The sequence below is a fragment of the Enterococcus sp. DIV1059_2 genome (assembly GCF_051713685.1).
GTDB classification, from domain to species: Bacteria; Bacillota; Bacilli; order Lactobacillales; family Enterococcaceae; genus Enterococcus_D; species Enterococcus_D casseliflavus.
Genome location: NZ_JBIOQK010000001.1, coordinates 2247779 through 2273329, shown reverse-complemented (window position 1 = coordinate 2273329; position 25551 = coordinate 2247779). Strand labels below are relative to the sequence as shown.

Annotated in this window: 16 protein-coding genes; 10 read left to right on the top strand and 6 right to left on the bottom strand. The window is 41.3% G+C overall.

Going from position 1 to position 25551, the window contains the following annotated elements:
• Positions 1 to 96: 96 nt before the first annotated feature.
• The 7 genes from IGI72_RS10540 to IGI72_RS10510 all read left to right on the top strand — a co-directional run bounded on the left by IGI72_RS10540 (position 97) and on the right by IGI72_RS10510 (position 12319).
• The gene (locus IGI72_RS10540) at positions 97 to 1032 is read left to right on the top strand and encodes an ABC transporter permease (RefSeq protein WP_438754120.1); all 936 of its coding nucleotides are present in this window, start codon (positions 97 to 99) and stop codon (positions 1030 to 1032) included.
• 12 nt (positions 1033 to 1044) lie between these two features.
• Positions 1045 to 1980, top strand: coding sequence for a carbohydrate ABC transporter permease (locus IGI72_RS10535; protein WP_195961227.1), 936 nt, complete (start codon positions 1045 to 1047; stop codon positions 1978 to 1980).
• A 20-nt stretch (positions 1981 to 2000) separates the two neighbouring features.
• Complete coding sequence (locus IGI72_RS10530; protein ID WP_269924252.1) at positions 2001 to 3683, top strand: extracellular solute-binding protein; 1683 nt, start codon at positions 2001 to 2003, stop codon at positions 3681 to 3683.
• 73 nt (positions 3684 to 3756) lie between these two features.
• A complete protein-coding gene (locus tag IGI72_RS10525) occupies positions 3757 to 4365 on the top strand; it encodes a DUF624 domain-containing protein (RefSeq protein WP_139843211.1) in 609 nt (202 codons plus the stop codon).
• A gap of 3 nt (positions 4366 to 4368) precedes the next feature.
• On the top strand, positions 4369 to 5787 hold the full coding sequence (locus IGI72_RS10520; protein ID WP_438754117.1) for a response regulator transcription factor: 1419 nt from the start codon (positions 4369 to 4371) through the stop codon (positions 5785 to 5787).
• On the top strand, positions 5777 to 9256 hold the full coding sequence (locus IGI72_RS10515) for a hypothetical protein (RefSeq protein ID WP_438754115.1): 3480 nt from the start codon (positions 5777 to 5779) through the stop codon (positions 9254 to 9256). The genes IGI72_RS10520 and IGI72_RS10515 overlap by 11 nt, the downstream gene beginning before the upstream one ends.
• Positions 9257 to 9343: 87 nt before the next feature.
• A complete protein-coding gene (locus IGI72_RS10510; RefSeq protein WP_438754113.1) occupies positions 9344 to 12319 on the top strand; it encodes an alginate lyase family protein in 2976 nt (991 codons plus the stop codon).
• Between the two features lie 76 nt (positions 12320 to 12395).
• Here IGI72_RS10510 and IGI72_RS10505 read toward each other — a convergent pair whose 3' ends face one another.
• Positions 12396 to 13379 (bottom strand): AraC family transcriptional regulator, encoded by a 984-nt coding sequence (locus IGI72_RS10505; protein WP_438754111.1) that lies wholly within the window; start codon positions 13377 to 13379, stop codon positions 12396 to 12398.
• Between the two features lie 165 nt (positions 13380 to 13544).
• Between IGI72_RS10505 and IGI72_RS10500 the strand changes: the two genes are divergently transcribed.
• Both IGI72_RS10500 and IGI72_RS10495 read left to right on the top strand, forming a co-directional pair.
• Positions 13545 to 14771 carry a glycoside hydrolase family 28 protein gene (locus IGI72_RS10500; protein ID WP_438754109.1) on the top strand — a complete coding sequence of 409 codons (1227 nt, stop codon included), beginning with the start codon at positions 13545 to 13547 and terminating at the stop codon, positions 14769 to 14771.
• 29 nt (positions 14772 to 14800) lie between these two features.
• On the top strand, positions 14801 to 16879 hold the full coding sequence (locus IGI72_RS10495; protein ID WP_438754107.1) for a glycoside hydrolase family 36 protein: 2079 nt from the start codon (positions 14801 to 14803) through the stop codon (positions 16877 to 16879).
• Positions 16880 to 17071: 192 nt separating this feature from the next.
• On the opposite strand, the gene IGI72_RS10490 is transcribed toward IGI72_RS10495, so the two are convergent.
• The 5 genes from IGI72_RS10490 to IGI72_RS10470 all read right to left on the bottom strand — a co-directional run bounded on the left by IGI72_RS10490 (position 17072) and on the right by IGI72_RS10470 (position 23141).
• Complete coding sequence (locus tag IGI72_RS10490; protein ID WP_438754105.1) at positions 17072 to 17743, bottom strand: rhamnogalacturonan acetylesterase; 672 nt, start codon at positions 17741 to 17743, stop codon at positions 17072 to 17074.
• Positions 17744 to 17753: 10 nt separating this feature from the next.
• Positions 17754 to 19142, bottom strand: coding sequence for a glucuronate isomerase (gene uxaC / locus IGI72_RS10485; protein WP_086295511.1), 1389 nt, complete (start codon positions 19140 to 19142; stop codon positions 17754 to 17756).
• 20 nt (positions 19143 to 19162) lie between these two features.
• A complete protein-coding gene (locus IGI72_RS10480) occupies positions 19163 to 20674 on the bottom strand; it encodes a UxaA family hydrolase (RefSeq protein ID WP_438754102.1) in 1512 nt (503 codons plus the stop codon).
• A 12-nt stretch (positions 20675 to 20686) separates the two neighbouring features.
• The gene (locus IGI72_RS10475; protein WP_422704102.1) at positions 20687 to 22090 is read right to left on the bottom strand and encodes a tagaturonate reductase; all 1404 of its coding nucleotides are present in this window, start codon (positions 22088 to 22090) and stop codon (positions 20687 to 20689) included.
• Between the two features lie 70 nt (positions 22091 to 22160).
• Complete coding sequence (locus IGI72_RS10470) at positions 22161 to 23141, bottom strand: LacI family DNA-binding transcriptional regulator (protein WP_438754100.1); 981 nt, start codon at positions 23139 to 23141, stop codon at positions 22161 to 22163.
• A gap of 162 nt (positions 23142 to 23303) precedes the next feature.
• Between IGI72_RS10470 and IGI72_RS10465 the strand changes: the two genes are divergently transcribed.
• Entirely contained in the window at positions 23304 to 25517 is a 2214-nt protein-coding gene (locus tag IGI72_RS10465; protein ID WP_438754098.1) for an AraC family transcriptional regulator, read from the top strand.
• The last annotated feature ends 34 nt before the right edge of the window (positions 25518 to 25551 follow it).

Sequence of the window (25551 nt, the reverse complement as noted above, 5' to 3'; positions counted from 1 at the left end):
ATTTTCGGTGAATATTACCAGTTTTCAATCCTTCTCAAATCGTATAATTCTATATAAGAAAGCGTTTACTAAGGAGCTTTAGAAGGAGGTTTTTAAATGAGTACAGCAACCATTAAAAGAAAGAAGAGCTTATTTTCCACTGGAAATAAGCTATTGTACTGGGTGTTGCCCTTTTTGCTAGTTGTTCTAGTTTTTGGGTATTTGCCGATGTTGGGCTGGTATTTAGCTTTTATTGATTATTCACCTGGTGCTTCTTTGGCAGATATGCCATTTGTAGGATTCAAATGGTTTCGAATGTTGATCTCTTCCAGAGAACAAGTGAATATCATCATACGCGTGATGAAAAACACACTAGGTATGAGCTTTTTAGGGTTAGCAACTAGTGTGTTACCAATGTTTTTTGCCATTTTATTATACGAAATCAGAAGCAGTAAACTAAGACGGCTCATTCAAACCATGACGACTGCGCCACATTTTGTCAGTTGGGTTTTAGTTTATTCTTTAGTTTTTGCCTTTTTATCAGTTGATAATGGGGTCATCAATAATCTATTGGTTGACTGGGGATTTATTGATACACCAATCAATTTTTTGCTAGATAACAGTCATATGTGGCTGAAAATGACGGCTTTAGGGGTATGGAAGGGCATCGGTTGGAGCGCCATCATGTACTTAGCGGCGATCAATGGGATCGATCAAGAATTGTATGAAGCTGCCAGTATAGATGGTGCGAATCGTTTGAAAAAAGTTCTTCATATCAGGATTCCGGGTTTGTTGCCAACCTTTTTCGTTTTACTCATGATGAGTGTTGCCAACATGATCAATACTGGAATGGAACAGTATTTCGTTTTCTCTAATGCGATGACGAAAAGTTCGCTAGAAGTACTAGATCTTTATACGTACAACATCGGGATCGGTCAAGGGAACTTCTCTTTAGCAACGGTTGTCAGTATTTTGAAAACGGTCGTCAGCTTGATTTTATTCTATTCAGTTAACCGTTTGTCAAAAACCGTTCGCGGTGAATCGATCTTCTAGGGGGAGTACAGTATGGCAGCTATTAGTAAAAAAAATAAAGCCTATTCAGTAAAAGATACGTTGTCGATAGGTGAACGAGTATTTAATTTCTTCAATATCTTATTCTTTTTTCTTTTCATGTTTTTGTGTGCTTACCCATTTTACTATATTTTTATCAATACGATCAGTGACAATCAGTTGAGTGCAATGGGGGAAGTCTTGTTTATACCTAAAGACATTCATTTTCAAAATTATAAACAAATTTTGGAGATCCCAAATATCACAAATGCATTTATCATCAGCGTCGCTCGGACCGTTATTGGGACGACGTTGACTGTCTTATGTTCAGGATTTCTTGGCTTTATGATGACCCAACAAAAAATGACGGGGCGCAAATTTGTTTACCGTTTTATTATTTCAACGATGTATGTCAGCGCGGGGACGATTCCCGTCTATATGTTATTCAATTACCTAGGCCTATTGGATAACTTTCTCGTTTACGTCATTCCGGGTATGGTTTCAGCTTACAACATTGTTTTAGTTAAAACGTATATCGAGTCTAGTATTCCAAGTTCTTTGCAGGAATCGGCAGAGATGGACGGTGCTGGGATCATCACGATGTTTTTCAAAATCGCTTTGCCACTAATGGTGCCGATTTTAGCCACTTTGGCCATCTTCAGCGCAGTTGGACAATGGAATAGTTTTATGGATACAGTGATTTATGTAACGCGTGAGGATTTACATACCTTGCAGTATGTGCTTTACCGTTATTTGACACAGTCCACAGCGTTAGCGAATGAAATCAATTCGGGAAACATCTCTATTGATCAAGTTGCTGCTACGGCGCAGACAGCTCAGTCCGTCAAATTAACGGTGACAATGATGGTCGTTTTACCAATATTTGCCATTTACCCGTTCTTTCAACGTTTCTTTGTTAAAGGAATAACGATTGGAGCGGTCAAAGGATAAAAAAATTAGGAGGAAAGAGAATGGATTTAAAAAAGACTGGGAAAGCATTAATGTTAGGCGGACTGTTAGTGGGGACAGCAGCGTGCGGTAGCAACAACGAAAGCAGTGATGAGCCTCAAGGTGCTCAGGATGTATCGATTTATTCAATGTCAAGTACCTATGAGGGAGAGATCAGAGGGTACGTAGGGAAATATCTTCAAGATGAATTAGGCGTCAATGTAAATGTGATTCCTAACAGTGTCGGAGGGACAAGTCGATTAGAGACGCGTTTGACTACTGGGGAATTGGGGGATTTGATCGTTTTTACAACTCAAAAGGATTTGAATCGAGCAAAAACGGCTGGTATTATCGAGGATTTGACTGAGTATAAGGAGAAACTGCCGAATGTTACCCGTTTTGAGGACGCCGTAGCTCGAGCTGAGACTATTTTTGAGGGATTGTACGGCATACCAACCACCGTTTCCCAAGAAGCAGAAGTAACCAAAACGAATCCGACCTGGTTGCCGTCAATGCGTTATGATTATTATAAAGAATTAGGCAGTCCAGAAATTGAAACGTATTGGGATTACGGGGTTTTGGCAGAGCAAATGGTCGAGGCACATCCTGAAACTGAAAATGGAGATAAATTTTATGCTCTTTCCTTGTTCAGCGAATGGGATGGAAATAGTGTCAACCAATTGCGTAGTATAGCAAAATCTCAAGGTTATACTGATACTGATGGTGTAAATCGCTATGAGTTCATCAACGTGTCTGTCCTTGATGATAGTTATGAAGATATTTTGAGTGAAGATAGTCTGTATCTGCAAGCGTTGAAATGGGCGAATGATCTGCATAAAAAAGGATTGCTAGATCCCGATTCTGCTTCACAGACATGGGAGGACTATTTAAAGAAGGCGGAAAAAGGACAATCGGCGATCATGCCATGGGGCTACACTGGCGAGCTGAATTTTAATCCCGTCAATCCCGAATTAACCAGTCAAGGCAAAGGGTACAAGCTAGTACCAAACAATGAACTTCTAGTAGCGGATCAAAAAACGACGACCTACGGGAACAACTGGTTCTGGGCGGTTAGTAAGAATGCAAAGAACAAAGACAAAGCATTAGAACTTTTGGACTTCCTATATTCTGATGAAGGACATTTGTTCTGGGAAAACGGTCCTCAAGGAATCATGTGGGATATCAATGATGATGGCAAACCCTATCTCACAGAATTAGGCAGCGGCAGCTGGGAAGCACAGGCACCAGAAGAAGCAGGTGGCGGTGCTTTATCAGAGACGTTCAAAAAATTAGTCAATGGACCAAGTGTGGATCAACAATCCGTAAGCCCAATTTTGAACGAACCAGCAAATCGCTCCGTTTGGGAAACGACGCTTTTAGAAAGTGCGACAGAGTTAGATAAACAGTGGACAGAAGATCACGATGGTGCGCTAAATTCAAAAGAATACTTGCTTGAAAATGGCTTGCTAGCATCTTACGATATCGCAGATGTTCCATTAGTTGAGCGAGGGGATGAACTAGACTTGACCTACAATCAAGTAGGTGCAGTCATTAAAGAATACTCATGGCAAATGATCTATGCCCGAGATGATGAAACATTTGATAGCTTAAAGAATGAAATGATTGAGAAAGCGAAAAATCTAGGATACGACCGTTGTGTAGAATCTGAGCAAACGATCGCTCAAGCATGGTTCGCAGCACGTTAAATCATTTTGAGGATCACTCTTAGAAAGGTCTATTTCTTTGGGTGATCCTCCTCATTATGGAGGTGATGAAGAGGTGAAAGAGAATTGGGCTGCTTGGCTCTATGAAACGACGCTTTTATTTAGTCGTTTGGTAGCGATGAATCTCTGTTGGTTATTTTTTGTCCTATTAGGTGGAGGGGTTTTTGGCGCTTTACCAGCAACGATCTCACTTGTAGCAGTTTTTCGTAAGGCACTCGTTTCAGAAAATGAGTTTTCATGGCTAAAAGAAGCGTGGTATTGCTACCTAAAGAATATCAAAAAATTCTTCTGGCTTTCGCTCCTATTGTCTCTGATTTGTACAGGTTTACTGTTCAGTAGGGTTTTATTTATTCAAAATTCTTTGCTGTTAGAAAGAGCGGCGTACCTTAGTTTACTCTATTTACTCGTTCTGGTCGTACCTTATTTTTCATTGAATGAAGTACATTTTTCGTTATCCACAAAAGCGCTACTTAAAAATGCTTTTTTATTACCTTTATTCTGGCAGTTTTCTTCAATCAAAATCATCGTTAGTTACAGTGCTGTCTTGGTATTAAGTTTACTTATACCAGGGATCATTCCGATTCTGAGTTTTTCACTCCCTTTATATCTTACAACGACGATTTTGCTCAACCGTTGGAAAAAACAGCTTTCGAAGGAGGCGTAACGGATGTATCGCTGTTTGATTGTTGATGATGAAAAAATCAGTCGTGATGGCATCGCTCAATCGATTGATTGGCAAAATCTAGGGATTGAAATCGTCGGATTAGCCAAAAATGGCGCAGAAGGATTAGCAATGTTTAGAGAAACCACTCCTGAAATCGTTCTTTCAGATATTCAGATGCCCATCATGGACGGACTTGCATTGGCAAAGAAAATCAGAACACAGGCTCCAGAAACAAAAATCATTATATTATCCGCTTTTGGCGAATTTTCTTATGCACAAGAGGCGATTCAACATGGCGTTCAAAACTATTTGTTAAAGCCAATTGATGAGAAGGAATTAGAAGAAGCTTTGATCAAGCTATTGCAAGAAATCCAAATAGAAACCAAACGCAAGCATCAAAGGCAAACAATTGATCTTCTCTTCAAACGGGAGATCATACCCTTGGTTAAAAATACCGGGATCGTTACTGTTTTGGATGCTGAAGGATTTATGCCTACAGAAGGTGAAGGGATCGAGGGTGAAATAGAAGGCAATAGAATCTCTATTTTAACACTTACTCATTTTACGTATGAGCGAATCATCTTATCTGGACAAAAGGGGTTTTACAGTAGTTATCGTAGTGACGGTAATGTAGTAAAAAGCTATCAAGAAGCTCGAATGGTGATGGCAATTGCCTTGTTTTGGTCACGAACGAATCTAACGTATTGGCGTGTTGAACAACAAAGAAAAAAATGGCGACAATTTCGTTTTGAGCGAAACAACGTAGTCAATAAATCCTCAAGAAAGCTAGTTGAGGCATTGCATCAGTCTTGCCAAAGTGAAATTCAAGAGACATTGACCATTTTTTTTCGGCTATTAAAACAGTTTGTCGGATTAGATGCTGAGGAGATGAAAACGACCTGTATGAATCTCCTTCGTAAAGTTAACGAGTATAGTAACTTTCTTGCTGAAGAAGAACAACGTCGCTTTCCAGAAGAAATCATGGCATTAACAACCTTTGACCAAATTGAAGAAAAAATGCACCAACTATTTGAGCAATTACTGATCAATTATCAAAACCTTGACCAGCAGGCGCATTTGTCGATCATTGAAAAAATCGATCGCATAATTGAGCAACAAATGGCAGGGGATCTGACCAATCAGACGATTGCTGAACAAGTTTTTTTGAGTCCAAATTATATGGCAGCAACGTTCAAAGAGTTGACTGGTCGTTTGTTAAGTGAATATATCACGGAAAAACGTTTGGAAAAAGCAAAGGAACTACTTTTGACAACCAATTTGCCGATCGTAAAAATCGCCAAACAAGTAGGTTTTTCTTCTCAATCGTATTTCACCAAAAATTTCAAACGATTTTTCGGAGTCACACCGAAAAGATTTAAACAATTGCACTGGTCGAAACAAGGAGTCGAAGATGAAAAATAAAGCAACTACTTATGATATTTTATCGTGGAATGAACAATCAGAGGAAAACAAGTGTATCTGGCTATTTTCAAATTCTAAAAGAGAAATGCACTGGGTCGAACATGGATTTATCCAGTACCACCCGTGTGCAGCCAATGCGCTAGGTTGGTGGGGCCTTCGCTTTGAAGTGGGGGCGCAAAAAAACAAGCGGATGAAGATTCGTTTGGCATGCAGTGTAAATCGCAATCCACAAGAAGAGGCGATCCGTTTTTTTGAAACTGAAGTAGTGCTGCTTTCGGGGCAAACCCAATATGTGCCTTTCAGCCAGTTTGGATTTGATCAAGGAATGCTGATTTATTTAAAAGCTATTGTCGGCATTGAATGTTGGGCGGTAAAAAAAGAGGCGATCAAACAACTAGAGATTATTGCGGCACCCTGCGTATATATGGATGCTACAATCAAAGGAAAAGCATTGCAGAAAAAACAAGTCGATTATGAGATAACTTTGACGAATACCACCTCAAAACCACAATTTGTTCAGATCGCGCAGCAGAAAATGGGCTGGGAGATTTTGACGACACTGCTTCATGAGAGCGGATCGGATCAACCAATCAAAGGGCTAGAACTGAAGCCTTTTGAAGAAAAAGTGGTTCTCCTCAGTGTATTTGATGATCTCCGTTTTGGACCATTGGCTTCAGAAAAGCATAAAATCCAACTCATTGATCGTAGAGGTTTTACGCAAACCTTAACCTTTATAACGGGTCGTTACGAAGAAACGTTCACGACCACCCTTTCAAGCGCTGATATCCATGAGATCCAAGAGAAAATAGGCAGCACACCATGGGCGCAGGCAAAGTACCAACAGCTCTATCAAAGGGCTAAGCTTTGGCAGGTACCGAAAATCGATCCTGAATTGCCCTATCTTTTTATGAGTAGGCAATCAGACGAAGCAGGAAATGCTGCGTTGATTTATTTGCTGAGTGAGGAAGAAGTATTTGGAAAAAAAGCGGCTGAATTCTTGAAAGAATTGGTTGACGATGAAAAAGGATACCTTGTTTTACCACATGCAGGAAATCAAGAATTAGTCCATGAAGGTGAGTTTTTTAAACACGCAGCGCTAACTTATGATCGATTGAAGCATAGCGGTTTGCTTACAAAAGATGACAAACAAAAGATTGAGGAAGCCTTTCGACTATTTATGTCCATTATTCGGGATGAATGCCATCGGGGGAAAATATCGAATTGGAATTTAGCGGAATTAGCTGGGGTCATTGCTTGTGCTGCTGCTTTACAGGATCTGGAGAAGATTGATTACTTTTTACACTGTCCTGGTGGGGTGATCGAGCATATCAGTAAAGGAATCCTAAATGATGGCTGGTGGTATGAAGCGTCCATTGGTTACAACTTGCTAGCAATGGGTCTTTTTTTAGAAATCAGTCAGATTGTAAACAAATGGGGTTACCAGTTGCATTTGCAAAGAGTCCCAGCAAATTATGCCCCATACTATGATCTTCATCAGAAAGGTTTAGATGAAAGTGATCGCATTGACGGGCTTTCCACAGAAGTCTGGGGTCCTACTGACAAAAATTATCGTTCCATTGAAATGCTGACCGATAGCATGATCGATTATTATGATGAAACTGGCGTGATATTTGGCATGAATGATTCCTGTGAATCGCGAGCAGTTGGTGTCCATCTAATGGACCCAAGATACGATTTAGCTTACCGCTTGTATCAAAAACCCGCGTATCTCTCTTTGCTTAGGACGATTCGACCCGAGGACCGTGATCTTTGTTTTGGTGTCGCTCAGTTGTCAGATACTCCTCATGAGAAAAAGGTTCCCTATCGTGAGGCTGTCATCGCTGAGGTTGCTGGCATTGCTTTGTTGCATTCGAATGCTCCGAAGCGTTCTGCCGAACAACAATATCAAGTAACTTTGAAGAGCGGAATTTTAGGGGGGGCTCATGGACACTATGATCGATTAGCGTTAAACTCGATGCGACGTTTTGGGAAAAGTTTCTATAACCCGGAAAATGTTTGGTATGCCTATCATACGTTTATGTATAAGTTTTATGTTCAAAATTCGCTCACCCATAATATGACAGTTGTTGATCTCAAGCAGCAAGATCCGGCACCAACGAAAACGTTGGCATGTGTAAGCGAGACAGAGTACCAATACATTGTTCAGGAAATTCGTACGAAATGGTGTCAACCGCCTTATGGTGGTTGGAGAGTCGGCAACGCTGAGACATTTCGCGAAAGATGCTGGCAAGAAGGTCGAAGCGTGTTTATTCCTGATGAGATACCTGAATATAGCCAAAGATCCGCTTTTACTGAAGAGATCCTCCAACGACGAGCAGTTGTAGTGACCGATGACTATGTCATTGTACTTGATTATCTGGAAGGAGAAGATACCCATGCTTTTGATTGTCTATACCATGCAAGTGGATTAAAGGGAATTTTTGCTAAAGAGCTAGAAGCAGATTATTTACTTAGTAATGACCCTCAAGATGCTCGGTACTTTTTAGTTGGCAAAGATATCGAGTACCAAAAGACAACAGAAAAACTTTCAGATGATCCGTTATCAAGCGCTCAGTTTATGACAGATGTGCATTGGTTTCGTGCACAAGAACCATTAAGGTTTTCTTTTTCGGTCGATATGCATAAATACAATGATAAGGGCTGGCTCACACCGTTGCGAACCAGTCAAAATCAACCGGGATTACTAAACTTGGCTATTCACATGATCCACCCGCAAAATGCGCCCGTTTTTGTGGGGATGGAGCCAGCATATAGTCAAACACAACAGCAACTGGTTTATCAGATTCGAACGGAAAAGAGTGTTCTTCATGAAAACAAGATGGGTACATGGATTTTTGGAAAAGAAGAAATTCAAGTAGCTATTCCTGCAAAGAGCCAAACGATCGTTTTAGAAACTAAGACAACCTATGTTGCGAATGAATACGGAAGTGGAAAAGACGTGCCTTTGCCTGCAGTGTTTTGGGGTGAAGGAGTCATCAAGACCCACGCAGGGGAGAGAATTCCTATTAATCAACTACCACGAGTGACAGAAGGTATCAAACAATCCCCATATGAGAACCGAGATTACTTTGGCGGTCCTATCAAATTTGAAACCCAAGTGATCCAATCCGCTTTGCCAGCCACGCCAATTGCAGAAGCTATTTCTGGAACGATAACGATCGATCTCAGCGGCGTTGATGCAGCATCATTAGAGATTGTGATAGGTGGCGATTATCCGTTAGGAGATGAATCCGATCATCGGCGAGTAGTTGGTATTCGCAAAGAGGGACGAACTGCCCAGTTTGCAACGATTCTCGAGCAGTACGATCAAGAAAGCAAAGTTGAATCGGCAACGATTTCAGAAAAGACCTTGACTGTAAGGCTAAAAGATGGACGTGAAGATGAATTGAATGTAGCCGATTGGCATTTAGAACAAGCACAATTGCGTTTTAGATCTGGAAAAACATAAATAGCTTTTTTGTGGAAAGAGGCAAGACATAGCTGATAACGTTGGTCGATTATTTTGACTATTTTTTTTAAAAAAAGGAGGCAGAAAATGGGGATCGCAAAAGTTTGGTTTTTGTTGCTTGGTAGTCTGTTGCTTAGTATTTTAAGTGTTCAAGTAGGATTTGCTAGCGAAAGAGAGGAAATCATCATTGTTGATGATGCGTTTGTCTCAAACTTTAATGGTCAACATGGAGAAGTGATGAAAGAACGAAACAGAGAAAAATTAATTGTAGGAAAATTAAGAGAAGCTTATATGAAATTAGCTATCAGTGATTTGACAGACATAGAAACGATCAAACAGATCCAATTGGAAATGGTGACTACTCATGGTGGCAACCAGTTGTTTTTCCAAGAGGCTTCCAATGAATTGACTAGTGGAGGACAAGCCGGGAGTCAGTGGGATTCTGATACGATCACTTACGACAACAAGCCTAGCGTATTGAAGGATACGAAAACGTATGAAGTCACGCTGCCAAATGGAGAGGCGGTAGTTACGTTAGATATCACTGATTTGATCAAAGAAGCCAAAGCTGCGAATCGTCAAGAAGTGACCATCCACTTTTATACAGAAAAAAGTCTTGATGAATCGATTGCTGCATCCGAACTTTTTTCAATTCGTTCGACAAGAGCGCCCTATGTCAAGATTATACGGACAACTGATGAAGTACCCCAAACCATAGAGGGACATAAGATTGGTAATTATTTCACCAACGCTTCATTACCAGTGAAGTACATGAAAATCAAAACTGATTCGGGGAGTTACTTTGCCGTTAGGGAAAATGGGGCAATTTACACAGTAGAGAATGAACAAGAAGCAGAGACGTTTGCTTCGTATGTGGCAGAACCGATCCACAAAATAACTGGTTCTTTAAAACCGACAGCTCAAATTCAATCAACCACCACTGGTAAATTTCTGAGCTTTCAAAACTATTTTTCAGAATCAGATGAACAAAAAAACTATTATCAAAAGAAAGACGAACGCTTTTTATTCAACTTTACCGCCGCATCCGTCAATGATAATGAACGGTTATCCATTCATTATTATCCTGAGTCAAACCGTTATACGATCGCTTCAGATCTAGATACTTTACGAGACGAACCCTCCGTTACTCATTGGTTTTTACATTGGCAGGAAGGAAGCTTAACTGCTAGTCGACAACAAAATCGACCAGCGTACTTTGTTTTTGAAGAAACTGAGTTCTCAGGAGCGCTGATTGTTGACCATGAAATACGTGCAAATCAAGTGTTTGTTCGATGGTTGCCGATCACAAGTGATGATCTGCCAAATGACTATCAATTAAATGTTTCAGCTAAAGTTCAGAAAACAAGCGACTATTTTCAAGCTGTTTTCCCAGTAGCGGATTTGCCTGAAAGCATCGAAGTTACTTATCAGCAGGCAACGTATACGGTAAAAGGAGTAAGTGAAGCTAGATCCTTTACCCATCCAGGTATCCAACTGACCACTGAACATCTCGATCAGATGAAACAACGAGTCGCTGAGAAAAAAGAACCCTGGTATAGTGATTATTTAAAACTTAAACAAGGGGTCTCCAATGATCAAAGTGCATTGACATTTATAGATACGCCTTTAGAAGGAGTGGGACGCGGTGCTCCAGAAGGTCATGGCAATATCGGCAAATTTGAAAGCGCCAGCAATGCAGCGTACTTTTTAGCCCTACAATGGGTCATCACAGAAGAGGATGACTATGCACAAAAAGCTACAGAAATCATTAATGGCTGGTCGCAAACCTTAAAAGTGATTGATGGCCGTGATCGCATTTTGGGCGCTGCGATCAGTAGTTCAAAATTAATAGAAGCAGCAGAGATTCTTGCGCATTATCAAGGTGGTTATTCTGGATATACTGCCGAAGATATCAGCCAAACCCAAGAAATGCTTATTAATACTGTGTATCCAGTAATTGAAGATCTAGGGGTTCCAATGTTAGCAAACGGCAACTGGGATACGGCGGCTATGAATGCGATGATGGCGATTGGTCTTTTTACAGATAGTCAACCGATCGTTGAGCGGGCGATCAATCTGTATCAGTCGATTCATATCAATGGATCGATTGCTGTCTATGTCAGCGATACGGGGCAATCGGTTGAAAGTGGACGTGACCAAGCACATGCACAGTTAGGGATCAGCTATTTGGCATCTGTGGCTGAAGCCGCTGCGAATCAAGGGATCGATCTTTATTCATTACATGATTATCGCTTAGTGAAAGCCTTTGAATGGGCTGCCAAGTACAATTTATTTGAAGAGGTACCATTCACCCCCCTCATGAACGTTTTCCAAAACCCGAATCGAGGGTATTGGACCCGGCTAGATAGTGAACGCATCAATCGCGGAGAGTTGCGCCCAATATATGAACAAGTGGCAGCACGCTTTCACGATAGTCCCGTTGATATGACCTGGACAAGCAAAGCTGCTGCAGCAATGCGCGCCCAAGGGTACATCCATAATGATCATTTGAATTTTTCAACGTTGACTTTTTACAATGGCCCGATTTATGAGACTGCGCCAAGCTTAACTTTGCGAATAAGAACACGCTTAGAACCTTGGTATGAAAGAACCTTAACCAAAGTAGGCGACGAGTATGTTTATGAAACACGAAATTCTTATTTATCCGCTAACGATGCAAGTCTTCTACAAATCAGTAGAAAATATGTTGAAGCTGATCTTTTCCAACTAATACCTCTGGATGGAGGGAAGGTTGCACTGTGGAACCAATCAGCAAACTGTTACTTGTCAATTACAGATGAAAAAAATGCTGCCGGTGATCAGTTGATCAAAGCAAATCAAACAGAAATTACTGAAAGCGAGACGTTTTCTGTCATGGGAACGGGACGAGGTTTTGTTTTTCTGACCGCTCCGTTTTATGAGGATCGAATCATAAAAATCGATCTTTCAGCAGTCGCAAAAGAGCAAGACCCTGAATTGACACTCGTCTTAGGACAAAAACAAACAACTGATGCAAATGCCCTTGCAGAAGAAGAAAAATTGCTTTTTTATTACGATTTCTAAATAAAAGAACAAAAAACATTTGCAGCCACCTTGAACAAGTTCCGCTAAAACGGACCAAAGGTGGACAAATGTTTTTTTATTGATGATTTTCTTTCAAAATCTGATAGATAAGCTTCTTTAGTGCCTCATTGCCTAATTGCTGTGGTAACGGGGCGGAAAGATTCATTTGACTAGAATTTAGATTGGTTTGCGCATTTTCTGCTCGATAGTCAGAAGGGGTTAAGCCATTTTTCTGTTTAAACGTCCTCATAAAATGTTTTGCATCGGAAAAGAAAGCTTGATCAGCTACTTCGTTGACCGATAAATTGGTTGTTGCTAAAAGTGTTTTTGCATAATCAATTTTGGTGTTTACCATATACTCTTTGATACCAATTCCCTGTTCCTTTTTGAACAGTCGGCTAAGATAATTGGGATTCAAGCCAAAATGGTTAGCAATATCAGATAAGTGGAGTTCACTTGTAAGGTTGACCCGAATCCACTCGGCAATCAATGCAGTTTTTTTGACATGATTTTTCGCGGTATGTGCCAATTGATTTAGGTAATCATCACAAAGAGCGATCAGTAATAAGGTTAAAGAAAAATCATTCCCCCGTTGTGTGTATTGTTGTCTTTTTCCGTTTGTAAGCAATTGATTAAGCAAAACAACGATTCGTTCGGGATACTTTAACTGGAAACGTTGTGGGAGAAAGATAAAATTATTTAACTCTGTTGGCATCGTTAGTGTTGCTAGATCCTGTAGGCCTTTTTGTAACATAGGCTCTTTTAAAGAAATCGTTTGGTAGGAAGCAATGAAATGTAGCCAGTAAAAATGAACTTCATGTTCAATTGTAGCAGCAGCTTTGATTTTCGCATATGGCGGTATCAAAAAGCATTCGTTTTCCTTGATCAATACCTCTTTTTCGTTGATGGTCAAGGAAACATCGTTTTTTATTGGCAAGATAAGTTCAAAATTTTCGGAATGATGGGTTTCTTTGTGGCGCCATGTTTGATTTTTATTGTTCGAAAACAACCCACTCCATAAATTGAAAATTGGTAGATTTAAATGAATCTGATAGATCATTCGATACTCCTTCATAGCAAAGACATTAGAAAGGTAACTTTCTGACACCAATTATATCGTTTTTTCAGTTATTCAACAATTAGATCCGCATTATAATTGACTTGTATTCATTTTTGAGAAATGACTGGGTGGAAAAAAATGATTATTGGACAGGAGGAAATGGAAATGGAAGACCAAAGGAACACGTTTATTATCACTGATTACGGGGTGTCAACAAATTCAGAAAAAAATCAAACAAAGGCGATTCAATCATGCATCGATGTTTGTCGAAAGGCTGGAGGAGGAGAAGTAATCATACCAGAGGGGGACTATTTGATTGGCTCTTTACGTCTTTATTCAAATATCACCTTACGTTTAAAATCTGGGTCAATCTTAAGGGGAAGCCAAAACTTAGCGGACTATTGTGATTTTCAAGTACCAAGTACGATTAACTACTTGCACGATGAATACTACAAAAAAATTTGGCATTTACCTGAGTATTATTTTTATGCCATGATCACGGCTTTTAAAGAAGAAAATGTGAAGATCATCGGGGAACCTGGATCGTTGATCGATGGTCAAGATACTTTCGACGAAAATGGGGAAGAAGGCTTTCGTGGACCGATGGGGATCATTCTTTCCCAAATCACGGGGGTTCATTTAGCTGGTTATTGTTTTAAAAATAGTGCTAACTGGAGTCATACGATCGATGGCTGTCAAAATGTCCAAATAAACAATGTAACCATCGAAGCGGGGCATGACGGATTCAATCTACATCATTCCACCAACATTTATGTCCGTGATTGTCATCTAGCATGTGGAGATGACTGCTTTGCTGGGTATGACATTGAGCAGCTGATGGTAGAAGATTGTTTTTTAAATACAGCTTGCAACGCAATGAGGATCGGTGGCGATACGATTACCTTTAAAAACTGTAGGTTTCAAGGCCCAGGGCGTTATCCTCACCTTTCAGAAAATACGTATTATACCCATGCCATTTTTAAATACTATGCGATTGAGGCAGATACGATTAAAAAAGATGCCCAAAACATTCGCTTAATTGATTGTAAAATCGCTGACGCAGATAAGTTTCTTGTTTACGAGTATGGCGAAAAGAAACTAATGCAAAATAATCGACCTTTGCGCCAGTTATTGATAGAGAATTGCTCGATTTCTGGGATTCGCAAGACATCAAACTTTTTTGGGAACGGTGAACAGGTCCGATTACAATTTAAGAATCTCAAGATTGATTATACAGGGGAAGCTTGTTTTCTTCGGGTGGACGAAAGTGTTCAACTAGAACTACAACAAGTGGAATTTTTGAATCCGACGAAGATTGAAATTGGGAAAAACCAGGTGATTGAATTGCAAGGACTTATTACGCAGAGCTTTTTTAAAGGAATCGATCAGTAGGCAATATACAAATGAAAGGAGGCCGTTATATGCAAAAGTTACGCACGGTCGTGTTTGGCGATATGACGATCGACTACTATCAATCCGCCGAATCTGTGGAATGGGTCCTTAGCCCAACTTCTTTGCATCATGAAGTACAGCTACCTAAAAAGACCAAATTTGATTCCTTGATTCAAGCAAAACTGATAGGTGATGATTACCCAAAAGGGTTCAGCACAGGGAGTACGATGCGGAATAGTGCAACAGTCAAAAGCCTTCGATTAGTGAAACAAATCGATAAACAGGAATCGAATAAAAAAGAAATTGCTACCATCTTAGCTGATGATAGAGGAAATCACTATACCCATTATGTAAGCTGGCAGATAGGGTTTCCAGTAATAGAAACTTATGTGACCTTTGAAAATCGGACGAAGATTCCCCAGATGCTTGAAATGTTGGCAAGCTTCTCATTGAGTAATCTTAGTCCATTTTATGATGAGAATCCAATAGGCAATTTGAGCTTGATCCGCTATCAAAGCAAGTGGAGTTTTGAAGGGCGTAAAACCATACAATTGCTTGAAGACTTACAGCTTGAGCCCTCATGGAAGCCTTCTGGTGTAGGATTAGAAAAATTTGGGCAAGTAGGTTCGATGCCAGTTAGAGGGTGGTTTCCGCAAGCGGCAATCTATGACAAACAAAAGGATATTACATGGGCAGTTAGTCTTGCGCAACCAGGATCATGGCAGTTTGAAGCGTATCGTCTTGATGAGGATTTTTGTTTGTCGGGTGGATTAGCAGACCGAGATTATGGCCATTGGCTAAAAGCTGTTATGCCGGGTGAAGTTTTTGTCACTCCAACAGCATACCTAACCGTCACTTGCGGGAATGAAGCAATTGCCGCCCAAAGATTAACAAAGATATTGACGTTACCTTTGGCACAAAAACAGCATCCTACGGAAGAGGATTTGGCAATCCAATTCAACGAATTTTGTACATCTTGGGGACGACCAACAGAAGATATGACTTTGAAAAATTTGGCTGCCTTAAAAGGGAAAGCGATTCAATATTATGTCATTGATGCTGGCTGGTATGCCAATCAACATGGATGGGAACGTAGTCATGGTGATTGGCAAGTAAGTTCGTCACAGTTTCCCAATGGATTAGAGACGGTGATCGCTGCTATCAAGCAGCATGATCTGATTCCGGGCATTTGGTTTGAAATTGAAACAGTCGGAGATCAGTCAGTTGCCAGTACGTTTTTTGAACATCTATTGAATAAAGATGGACAGCCTCTAACCGTCGGCAATCGACGCTTTTGGAATATGCGAGATCCTTGGGTCATTGACTATTTACAAGAGAGAGTAATCAATTTTTTAAAGTACTATGATATCGGATATTTGAAAATCGATTATAATGAAAATTTTGGGATCGGTTTTGATGGGAAGGAATCTTTTGGCGAAGAAAGTCGCTTACAGCTGTTGGCAACACAGGCATTTATTAAACGCATTCAGCAGCAATTACCTGATTTAATCATCGAAAACTGTTCGTCAGGCGGTCATCGCTTAGAGTATTCAATGATCCAACTGACGGATCTGTCGAGCTTTTCTGATGCTCATGAGGCAATCAGTGTCCCAATCATAGCAGCAAATTTGCATGACCATCTTTTACCGAGACAAAGCCTGATTTGGGCGGTCATTAGAAAGCAAGATTCACCCCAACGGTTGTTTTATTCTTTGATCAGTACCTTTTTAGGAAGAATATGTCTATCCGGCGATATCAATGAGCTTTCCAAAGAGCAGTGGAAAGTGATTGATGATTGTTTCGTCTTTTACGATCACTGTCGTCCTTTGATCAAGGATGGAACGACAACTGTCGTCCGAAGTCAGATTCTTTCCTATCGAAAACCAACTGGTTATCAAATCGTTCAACGGGAACTTGGTGATCAAGCCTTGCTCATCATTCATAACTTTGACCAAACAATGGTTGAACTACCTATGGATTTTCGTACGATTCTTCATACCTGCGGATTTGAGTGCCAGGGAATCCAGCTTCAAAAGAAGAAAAATAAGTGGTACCTTTCTTTTCCTTCTCCCTTAATGGGGTGTGCGATGCTCATTAAGCTTCGTTAGCATTTTCTTTCTATCAAAATTCAATCATTAAATAGCCTTTTAAACTAAGTAGAATAGAGGAAGTGACCGCTCAAAGTTAGACGAAAAATGCTAACTTTAAGCGGTCACTTTCAAATTCTGAAACGAACCAGTTTGGGGGATACATGGTTTCTTCTAATCTAAATGGGGAAGATTCAACACGAACAATGAGTTTCAATCTAACAAAACTTGTTGTGCAAGCGGTAATGGAGCATTTGTCAAACATTTGGCAACTAATTTGGCGACGGCTGTAGCACCTTGGTCATTCAAATGCGTGTTATCCGTAATGCCGGCTGGATAATTGGGGTGCTGGTTTTTTTCTAAATGAAGAAAATAGGTTTTCGCCTGTTGTGGTTCCAGTGCTGAAAAGAACCGTTGTGTTGCGACAAAAAGATCCAGACAGACCACATCCAAGGAGGTAGCCAAAGCACGCATTGCTTCTGGGTAAGGACCGACTGCCAAAGGATCAAGTTGCTGTTGGTCCACGTAATGCAAACGAGTGATCGAGGTCAATAGGATCGGTGTCGCTTGCTGCTGGCGTGCCGTTTGCACGAAGGTTGCTAAATTATGCTGATATTCTACAGGTGTCGTACCACGACTATCTGTTTTTTGATTGTTGTGTCCAAATTGAATCAAGAGATAATCACCAGCATATAGTTCTTTTTTTGCCTGCAACAAGCGTCCTTCTTCAATGAAGCTTTTGGAGGAACGCCCATTTTTTGCCAAGTTGACGATTTGATGCTGGGGGAGATAGCGTGAGATCTTTTCACCCCAGCCCGTTTCTGGACGAGCGCTAGGCTCTTTGATCGATGCGGTGGAATCACCGACGATGACGATTTTTTCCATTGTCTTTCTCCTAAAATTTGAAGTAGTTGTTGGCGTTTTGATAACAGACATTTTCTACTAATGGTTTTAGCTGACGAAGATCAGCAGGTGCTTCACCACGTACAACGATCTCAGCAAGCCATTCACAAAAGACGCGTCGGAAATATTCATGACGGGTGTAAGACAAAAAGCTTCTTGAATCCGTCAGCATGCCGACAAAGTTAAAGATCACACTGCCGTCTGCGAATTTCGTCAATTGGTGACGCATGCCTGCGCGGGTGTCGTTATACCACCAGCCAGATCCTAACTGCAATTTATTATTGCCTTCTTGCTGGAAGCACCCCATCAAAGCGACGAGTGCATCATAGTCATTGGGATTTAAGGAGTAGAGAATCGTTTGAGGCAAATGGTCCTGCGCATCAGCAGCGTTCAATAATTTCTGCAAGCTTTGAGTCAGTGGTTGATCATTGATGCCATCGTAGCCCGTATCTGGTCCCAAGCGCTCAAACATTCGTTGATTGCAGTTACGGTACGCATGGACATGCAGTTGCATCGTCCAACCATGTTCGTGATACAGCTTCATCAGTTCAACTAGAACATTGGTTTTGAAGAAAGAGACTTCGTTTTCCTCCAAAGATTCTCCAGCTAATGCTTTGGCAAAAATTGCTTCAAGGGATAACTGTTCGTCTGCAGCATACACTAAAGTATCCAGCGCATGGTCAGACAAGCGGCAGTGATGCTGGTGAAAGTAGGTTACACGGTCCCGCAAGGCTCTCAAGAAAGCATCGTAGGTAGTGATCGCGTTTTCGACACTCTTTTCGAGTTTGGTAACATAGGTAAGAAAATTCGGATGGTCGATTTGTAACGCTTTGTCAGGTCGAAAGGTCGGCAAGACCCGAAAACGTTGTTCTGTTTGGCTTAATTGGTGATGATAGTGAAGATCATCGACTGGATCATCTGTGGTGCAAACGATCTCGACGTTACTGCGAGCAATCAAAGCTCTTCGGGTAAAGTCTTTTTGCTGCAATTTTTCGTTGCATAGCCTCCACAAAGTTTCGGCATTTTCTTCAGTAACGGGAAGATCGATCTCAAAAAATCGCTTTAATTCTAAATGGGTCCAACTGTAAAGGGGATTTCCCACCAATTTTGGCACTGTTTGACACCATGCCAAAAATTTTTCATAATCACTGGCATTGCCCGTAATCGCTTCTTCGGGTACGCCACAAGCGCGCATCAATCGCCATTTGTAATGATCACCACTTAGCCATGCCTCGGTGATAGTTTTAAACGGCCGATCCTCATAGATTTCTTTCGGGTCTAGGTGGCAGTGGTAATCAATAATCGGCAGCTCTTTGGCATAGTCATGGTATAGTGTTTGAGCAATTTCATTTGGCAATAAATAGTTTTCATTTAAAAACATGTCGGACCTCTTTTCTTTGATTATAGTGTCACGCCATTTTTAAAGATGGCGATCTCACGAACGTTGTTGGCTTCATTACGCGTCGGTTTTCCACTGGCAGTATCGATGATCGCTTGAATAAAATCTTCCAGCACGACCTCCATCGGCTCTTCCAACAAGCGACCAGCGTTGAAATCCATCCAGTGGGGTTTCTTATGATAAATCTCTTGATTTGTGGCAACTTTCATGGTCGGCACATAGGCACCAAATGGCGTGCCGCGACCAGTGGTAAATAAGACGAGTTGGCAATCGGCAGAAGCCAGTGCAGAAGCGGCAACAAGGTCGTTTCCTGGACCTTCCAGCAGGCTCAAGCCTGGCTTACGGAGTTTTTCCCCATATTTTAAGACATCGACGACAGCGGAAGTCCCAGATTTTTGGGTACAGCCTAATGACTTATCTTCTAGCGTAGTGATACCGCCTGCCTTATTGCCAGGAGAAGGATTTTCATAGACTGGTTCACCGTATGCAAGGAAATAATCTTTAAAGTCGTTGATTAGATGGAGAATTTTTTCAAAGGTGGCTTCATCTTGTGCACGCGCCATCAAGACTTGTTCAGCGCCAAACATTTCGGGTACTTCCGTCAAGACTGTACTGCCACCTTGAGAAACTAAAAAGTCAGAAAATGCCCCCAACAAAGGGTTGGCGGTGATCCCAGAAAACCCGTCGGAACCCCCACATTTTAACCCGATCTTTAGCTCACTCAAGGGAACGGCTTCTCGTTGATCCTCTTTTGCTGCTTCCAGTAATTCTTCTAATAAGCTTTCGCCGACCGCAATTTCATCGTCGCTTTCCTGTGCCACCATAAATTTGACGCGCTTTGGATCGTAGTCACCCAGGTTTTTCTTAAACTCGGGAACGGTGTTGTTCTCACAACCTAAGCCAAAGACCAAGACGCCACCGGCATTTGGATGATGTACCGCATCAATTAAAATTTGACGGGTGTTTTGATGATCTTGGCCTAACTGAGAGCAGCCGTAGGGATGTTTAAGGATCGTAATATGATCAAAAGTGCCAAGATCCGGATGATTCTTCTTGAAGTTTTCAACAATGATCTCTGCGATGCCATTGATACAACCAACTGTTGGCACGATCAGTAAATCATTACGAATTCCAACTTTGCCGTTTGCCCTACGGTACCCTTGGAACGTCGCAGCCCTTTTTGGATAACGGACGGGATGCAAATCGGGAGCATAGGCGTATGTTAAGGTGCCAGAAAGGTTGGTTTTGACATTGTGGGTATGCAACCATTGGCCAGTTTTCACGTCAGCTAAGAGATGTCCAATGGGATAGCCATATTTGATCACGTCTTGTGATTGTGCTAGGTCTTTGAGGGCGATTTTGTGTCCTTGTGGAATATCCTCAAAAAGGGTGATCGTTTTGCCTTCAAATGCAAGGGTCGTTTTAGCAGCTAGTGGTTTTAATGCGACTGCGACATTGTCTTTAGGGTGCAATTTCAATAGTTGCGCGGGTGTTTCTGTTAATGTGCTGGACATAAAGATTCTCCTTTATTTCAAACTTGGCTCAGGGGTGTCAATCGACGCAAGTAACTGGCGGGGTCCGTCTTGTTTTAGGCATGCGCACATTTCATTGATTGTCTCTGTCATAAAGCTCAGGTCTGCATGCCAAAGTTGCTCATTTTTTAATAGAGCTGCGATCTGTTCTTCTGCTGGTAATTGTTTCACTTGCTGAAATATGGTTGTCACTAGCTCATCATCTTGAAAGGGTCGTGTGAGATAGAAAGTCAGCAATCCTGCCAGTGCGGCAGTGATTCGTTTTGGTACCTGCTGGTTTTGTTGGACATAACGACTTAAGACTGGTTGAAGACGCGCACGGAATTTTGAGACGCTGTTTAAAGCGATCGATTGCAGCTGATGCTTCACATAAGGATTTCTGAAGCGCTCTTTGATTTGGTCCGCATAAGCTGCAAGCTGCGCTTTAGGCAAATCAAGCATTGGAATCAACTCTTCCTGAAAAAGACCATCCAAAAAGGCTGCAAATTCACGGTCGTTCATTACTTCTTCAACGGTTTCTAAACCCGCTAAAAGAGCGAGGGGAACCATCGCCGTATGAGGACCATTTAATAAATGTACTTTTTGTTCACGGTAAGGAGTCATATCTTCTGTCACGATCACATTCAACCCAGCTTCTTGCAAAGGGAGCTTTTCGGCTACGCCGTTTCCTTCGATCACCCATAGCATAAAGGGTTCCGCAGTGACCATTACGGCATCCTCATAGCCAAGAACCTCTTGGTATTGAGCCACTTTGTCGCGAGGATATCCTGGAACGATCCGATCGACTAAGCTGCAGCAGAAGGTGTTTTCTTTTTCTAACCAGTTGACGAAGTCTGATTCCAAAGACCATAATGCGGCATATTGTAAGACGATCTCTTTTAGTTTTTCCCCATTCCGATCGATCAATTCACAAGGAATGATCAAAAATCCCTTTTTTCGTAGTTGAAAACGACGATACAAAAGAGCGGTCAGTTTTGCGGGAAAACTTTGGGGAGGGGTATCGTGTAAGGTATCCTCTGGGTGAAACGCAATACCTGCTTCCGTCGTATTAGAAACGATAATCTCAAGTTGCTCGTCTTCGGCTAAAGCAAGATAGTCTTCCCATTGCTGATAAGGATTCAGCACTTGATCAATGGTGGAGACGACTTCAAATGTTTGAGATAAAGCGCCATCGACAAGTCCTTCTAAGATAACGGTGTAGAGATTTTCTTGTTGTGCCAACAGCTCTTTCAAGCCGTGATCAATCGGCTGTACCACAACGGCACTGCCGTTAAAAAGACCGTTCTTGTTCATTTGCTGCAGCTGCCAGTTAAAAAAGCCCCGCATAAAATTGCCTTCCCCGAATTGAATCACTCGGGCTGGATAGGTTTGATGGGGTTGTTCGGTAATTTTTTTCATAGAATCCTCCTTAAAAAATAGTTATGCACACGTTAACATTTTTGCGTAAGCGCTCTTGAAAACAAGAGGCTTACAGCGATTGACGAATGATTAACGAGGTATCAAAGAAATGTTGTTTCTCAACTACTTGATTGGCAAATGCCTGCAACAGCAGGGTTGCTGCCAATTGACTCATTTCATAGACTGGTTTGCGGATCGTTGTTAATGGGGGATACGTATAGGGAGAAAAAGAACTATCATCAAAACCGATGATACCGATCTCCTCAGGGATCTTTCGTCCTGCTTGATGACAGGCATTGATCGCACCGATCGCCATGTCATCATTGGCGCAAAAAATCACTTCAGGTGGTTCAGGTAAAGCGAGTAGTTGCTGGGCACCCAGCTGACCGCTTTCCAACGAGTAGTCGCCAGCTACGAAGTATTCTTTCGGGCAGACAAGCTGCTTTTCTTGAATCGCTTTCATAAATCCTTTGCGGCGCTCTCTAGCGGAACCAAAGGAAGCGATCCCTTCGATCATGGCGATCTTTCGAAAGCCTTGTTCAAGCACATAGGTGATCATTTGATAGACCCCTTGGGCATCATTACTAGTGACATTCATCAAGGTTGCATCCTGCAATTGACGATTCAAAACGACGATAGGAATGTTATTCTTTGAAAGAGCAGCGATAAAGCCGTCATCACGATCACTTTGACTCATCACGATCGCTCCATCGAGGCGATTCGGCTCTTCATCAAATGTATCGGATTGCAATAATTCATGAACCGCCAAAGTATATTCGGATGGTAGGGTATCACTGATTCCTTTGATCACTTCGACTAAAAAGCTATCGGAAGTACCAATGGATAGATGAGAAAAATAAAGACCAATGATATAGGATTTTTTATTCACCAGACTTTTGGCATTGACATTGGGCACATAATGTAAAGATTCAGCGATGGCTGCGATCTTCTTTTTTGTTTCTGGCTTAATTAATGGGCTATCGTTTAGCGCACGAGAAACAGTTGTATGTGAAACACCAGCGACTTTGGCGATATCTTTGATCGTGACCATAGAAAACCTTCTTCCTTTTTGCTTGATTCAAGCATAGCTTGTTCCCACGAGAATGTCAATACACCAAGGATGCACACGTGAAACATTTTTCAAAATAACATAGGAACTTTTTCTGGGATGTGCTAGTATAAAAGAAGATAGTTAGGTAATGGGAGGGAGTCTATGAAATTCTTTTTAAGCTATCATCAAACGTCCAACTTGTTTTATAAAATATTTATTTTGATTTTTCTAATTGGTAGCGCTTTAATCGTTGGGTTTAGTGGGGTCATTTATCATCGAACGTATCAAAACATTCAAGAAACATTTTTGCAAAGTCAACATAATTTGGTCAACCAAGTCAAAGAAAATCTGGATCAAAAAATTCAGATGGTGGAGTATGCCTTTTCTACATACAGTAGCACACAAAGCTTTTCCGATACGATGGAACAGCCGTTTTCTGTGACGAATTATCGACAAGTACGAGAGATCAATTCACAACTGGCTTACATTGGTGTGATGGGGATCGAAAACGCCAGTTACCAATTGGTGAATTTGAACCAGCATTGGAAAATCGAAGAAGGCTCCTTAAAACAGATCGATGATACTGAACTTGCTGCTTTTCAATCGTTGATCGACAACCAACGCTACTTGTATTGGTTGCCAGAAGATGGCTATTTAAAAATGGTGATGACGCTGCCTGTGTTTCGACAGGAAACCACTGCTTTGGGGATCGCTGAAATCCAAGACCATACCATTGCGCAGTTGGTGGCAGATCATGACGATTCCTTTTTGAATATTTTTCATGCGGACGGACAACTGCTTTTCGATAATGGTGAAGTGATCGATTCTGCCTTACAAGAAACAATGATTGCAGCTGCCCACGGCGATGGCATCTTCACTGACAAAGAAAACAATAAGTATGTGGTCACACAATCGGATTACAATCAGTGGTATCATGTGATCCGCCTGGCGCCTGCTAGCGTTTCACAAGCAATCCGTGAATTAAGAAGCGGTTTGATCGTGATTGGCAGTCTTTTGATCATCCTCTTTTTATTAGTATCCTATCGCATTGCGATCGTGGCTACCTCACCAATCAATCGGATCGGTGAGCTTTTAAAGCCCAAAAAACAAGGTCAGAAATTAGAAGTCAATCAGTTGATTTCCGATATCGACCAGGTCTTACATCAAAACCACGATCTCGCCGTCAAAGTCGAGCATCAAAAGCCCGAATTAGAATCCTTGTTTCTATTAAACTTGTTTCGCGGCTGTATCTCAGAAGAAGATATTCACTTAAAACTGTCACAATTTGGGTATGAAGTATCCAAAACAGAACACTTTGCCGTATTACTGATTCAAATCGATGATTTGTGTGGACGAGAAACAGCGACTATTGATATTTTCTTGCTTGCCATCGAGAATCTCGTTTCGGAGATCATTCCAGCACATTTGCGTTTTCAACCAATCATCTCCAGTCAAGAAACCCAAGGAACGATTTTAAAGCTTCCTGAATCAGTTGACCAAAAACAAGTATTGATCTATTGTCAAAAGATCCATCAAGCGGCAAAAGATTACTTGAAAATCAAAATAAGTTGTGGGGTCTCACAATCCTACGACCGCCTCGTAGAAACCAAATTAGCGGTTGATAACGCCAAAGAAGCCTTGCACTATCGAATGAATTTAGGGGAAGAAGTCATTATCTTTTTTGACGACATTGCAGCACAATTAGACAATAATGCGATCGTTCAATACCCTAGAGAAGCAGAAAGCACCTTTTTGGATGCGATGCGTAGTGGGGAACTAGCGACCATCAAAGCGAGTTACACGGAAGTCGTACGGGAAATCATTCATGAAAACAAAAATCCGTTGACGATTGAAAGTGCCTTGTTTAAGTTGATCAACAGTATCGTTCAGCTAGGGCAACTCTTAGGAGCGGATCATACCAGCTTGCAGAATAGTCGTAAAGTTTATCAATCCGTGCTCAACCAAACTAGTTTGTTCAAAGTTGAGCAAATCATCTATCATGAGTTAGTTTTACCTATCGTTGAAACGACACAAGCCAAAACAGATCGAGAAATTCGCTCCTTGTCTGAAAAGATGGTCTTGATCGTACACCAACAATACGATCAAGATCTCTCCTTAGATAGCATTGCTGAACAGCTGCATTATAATGCCAATTACTTAAGTAATGTGTTTAAAAAGGAATTATCCATCAATTTTGCCGATTACTTACAAAACTATCGGTTGCAAATCGCCAAAAAATGGTTGCGGGAAACGGATATGACGATCAAGGAAATCGCAGCCAACCTTCAATATACCAACTCTCAAAACTTCATCCGCTTTTTCAAAAAGAAAGAACAGATGACCCCTGGAGAGTATCGCAAGCGATCCAAAGACTAAAAGAAAAAAGCGCTTTTTGATCGTTGATCAAAAG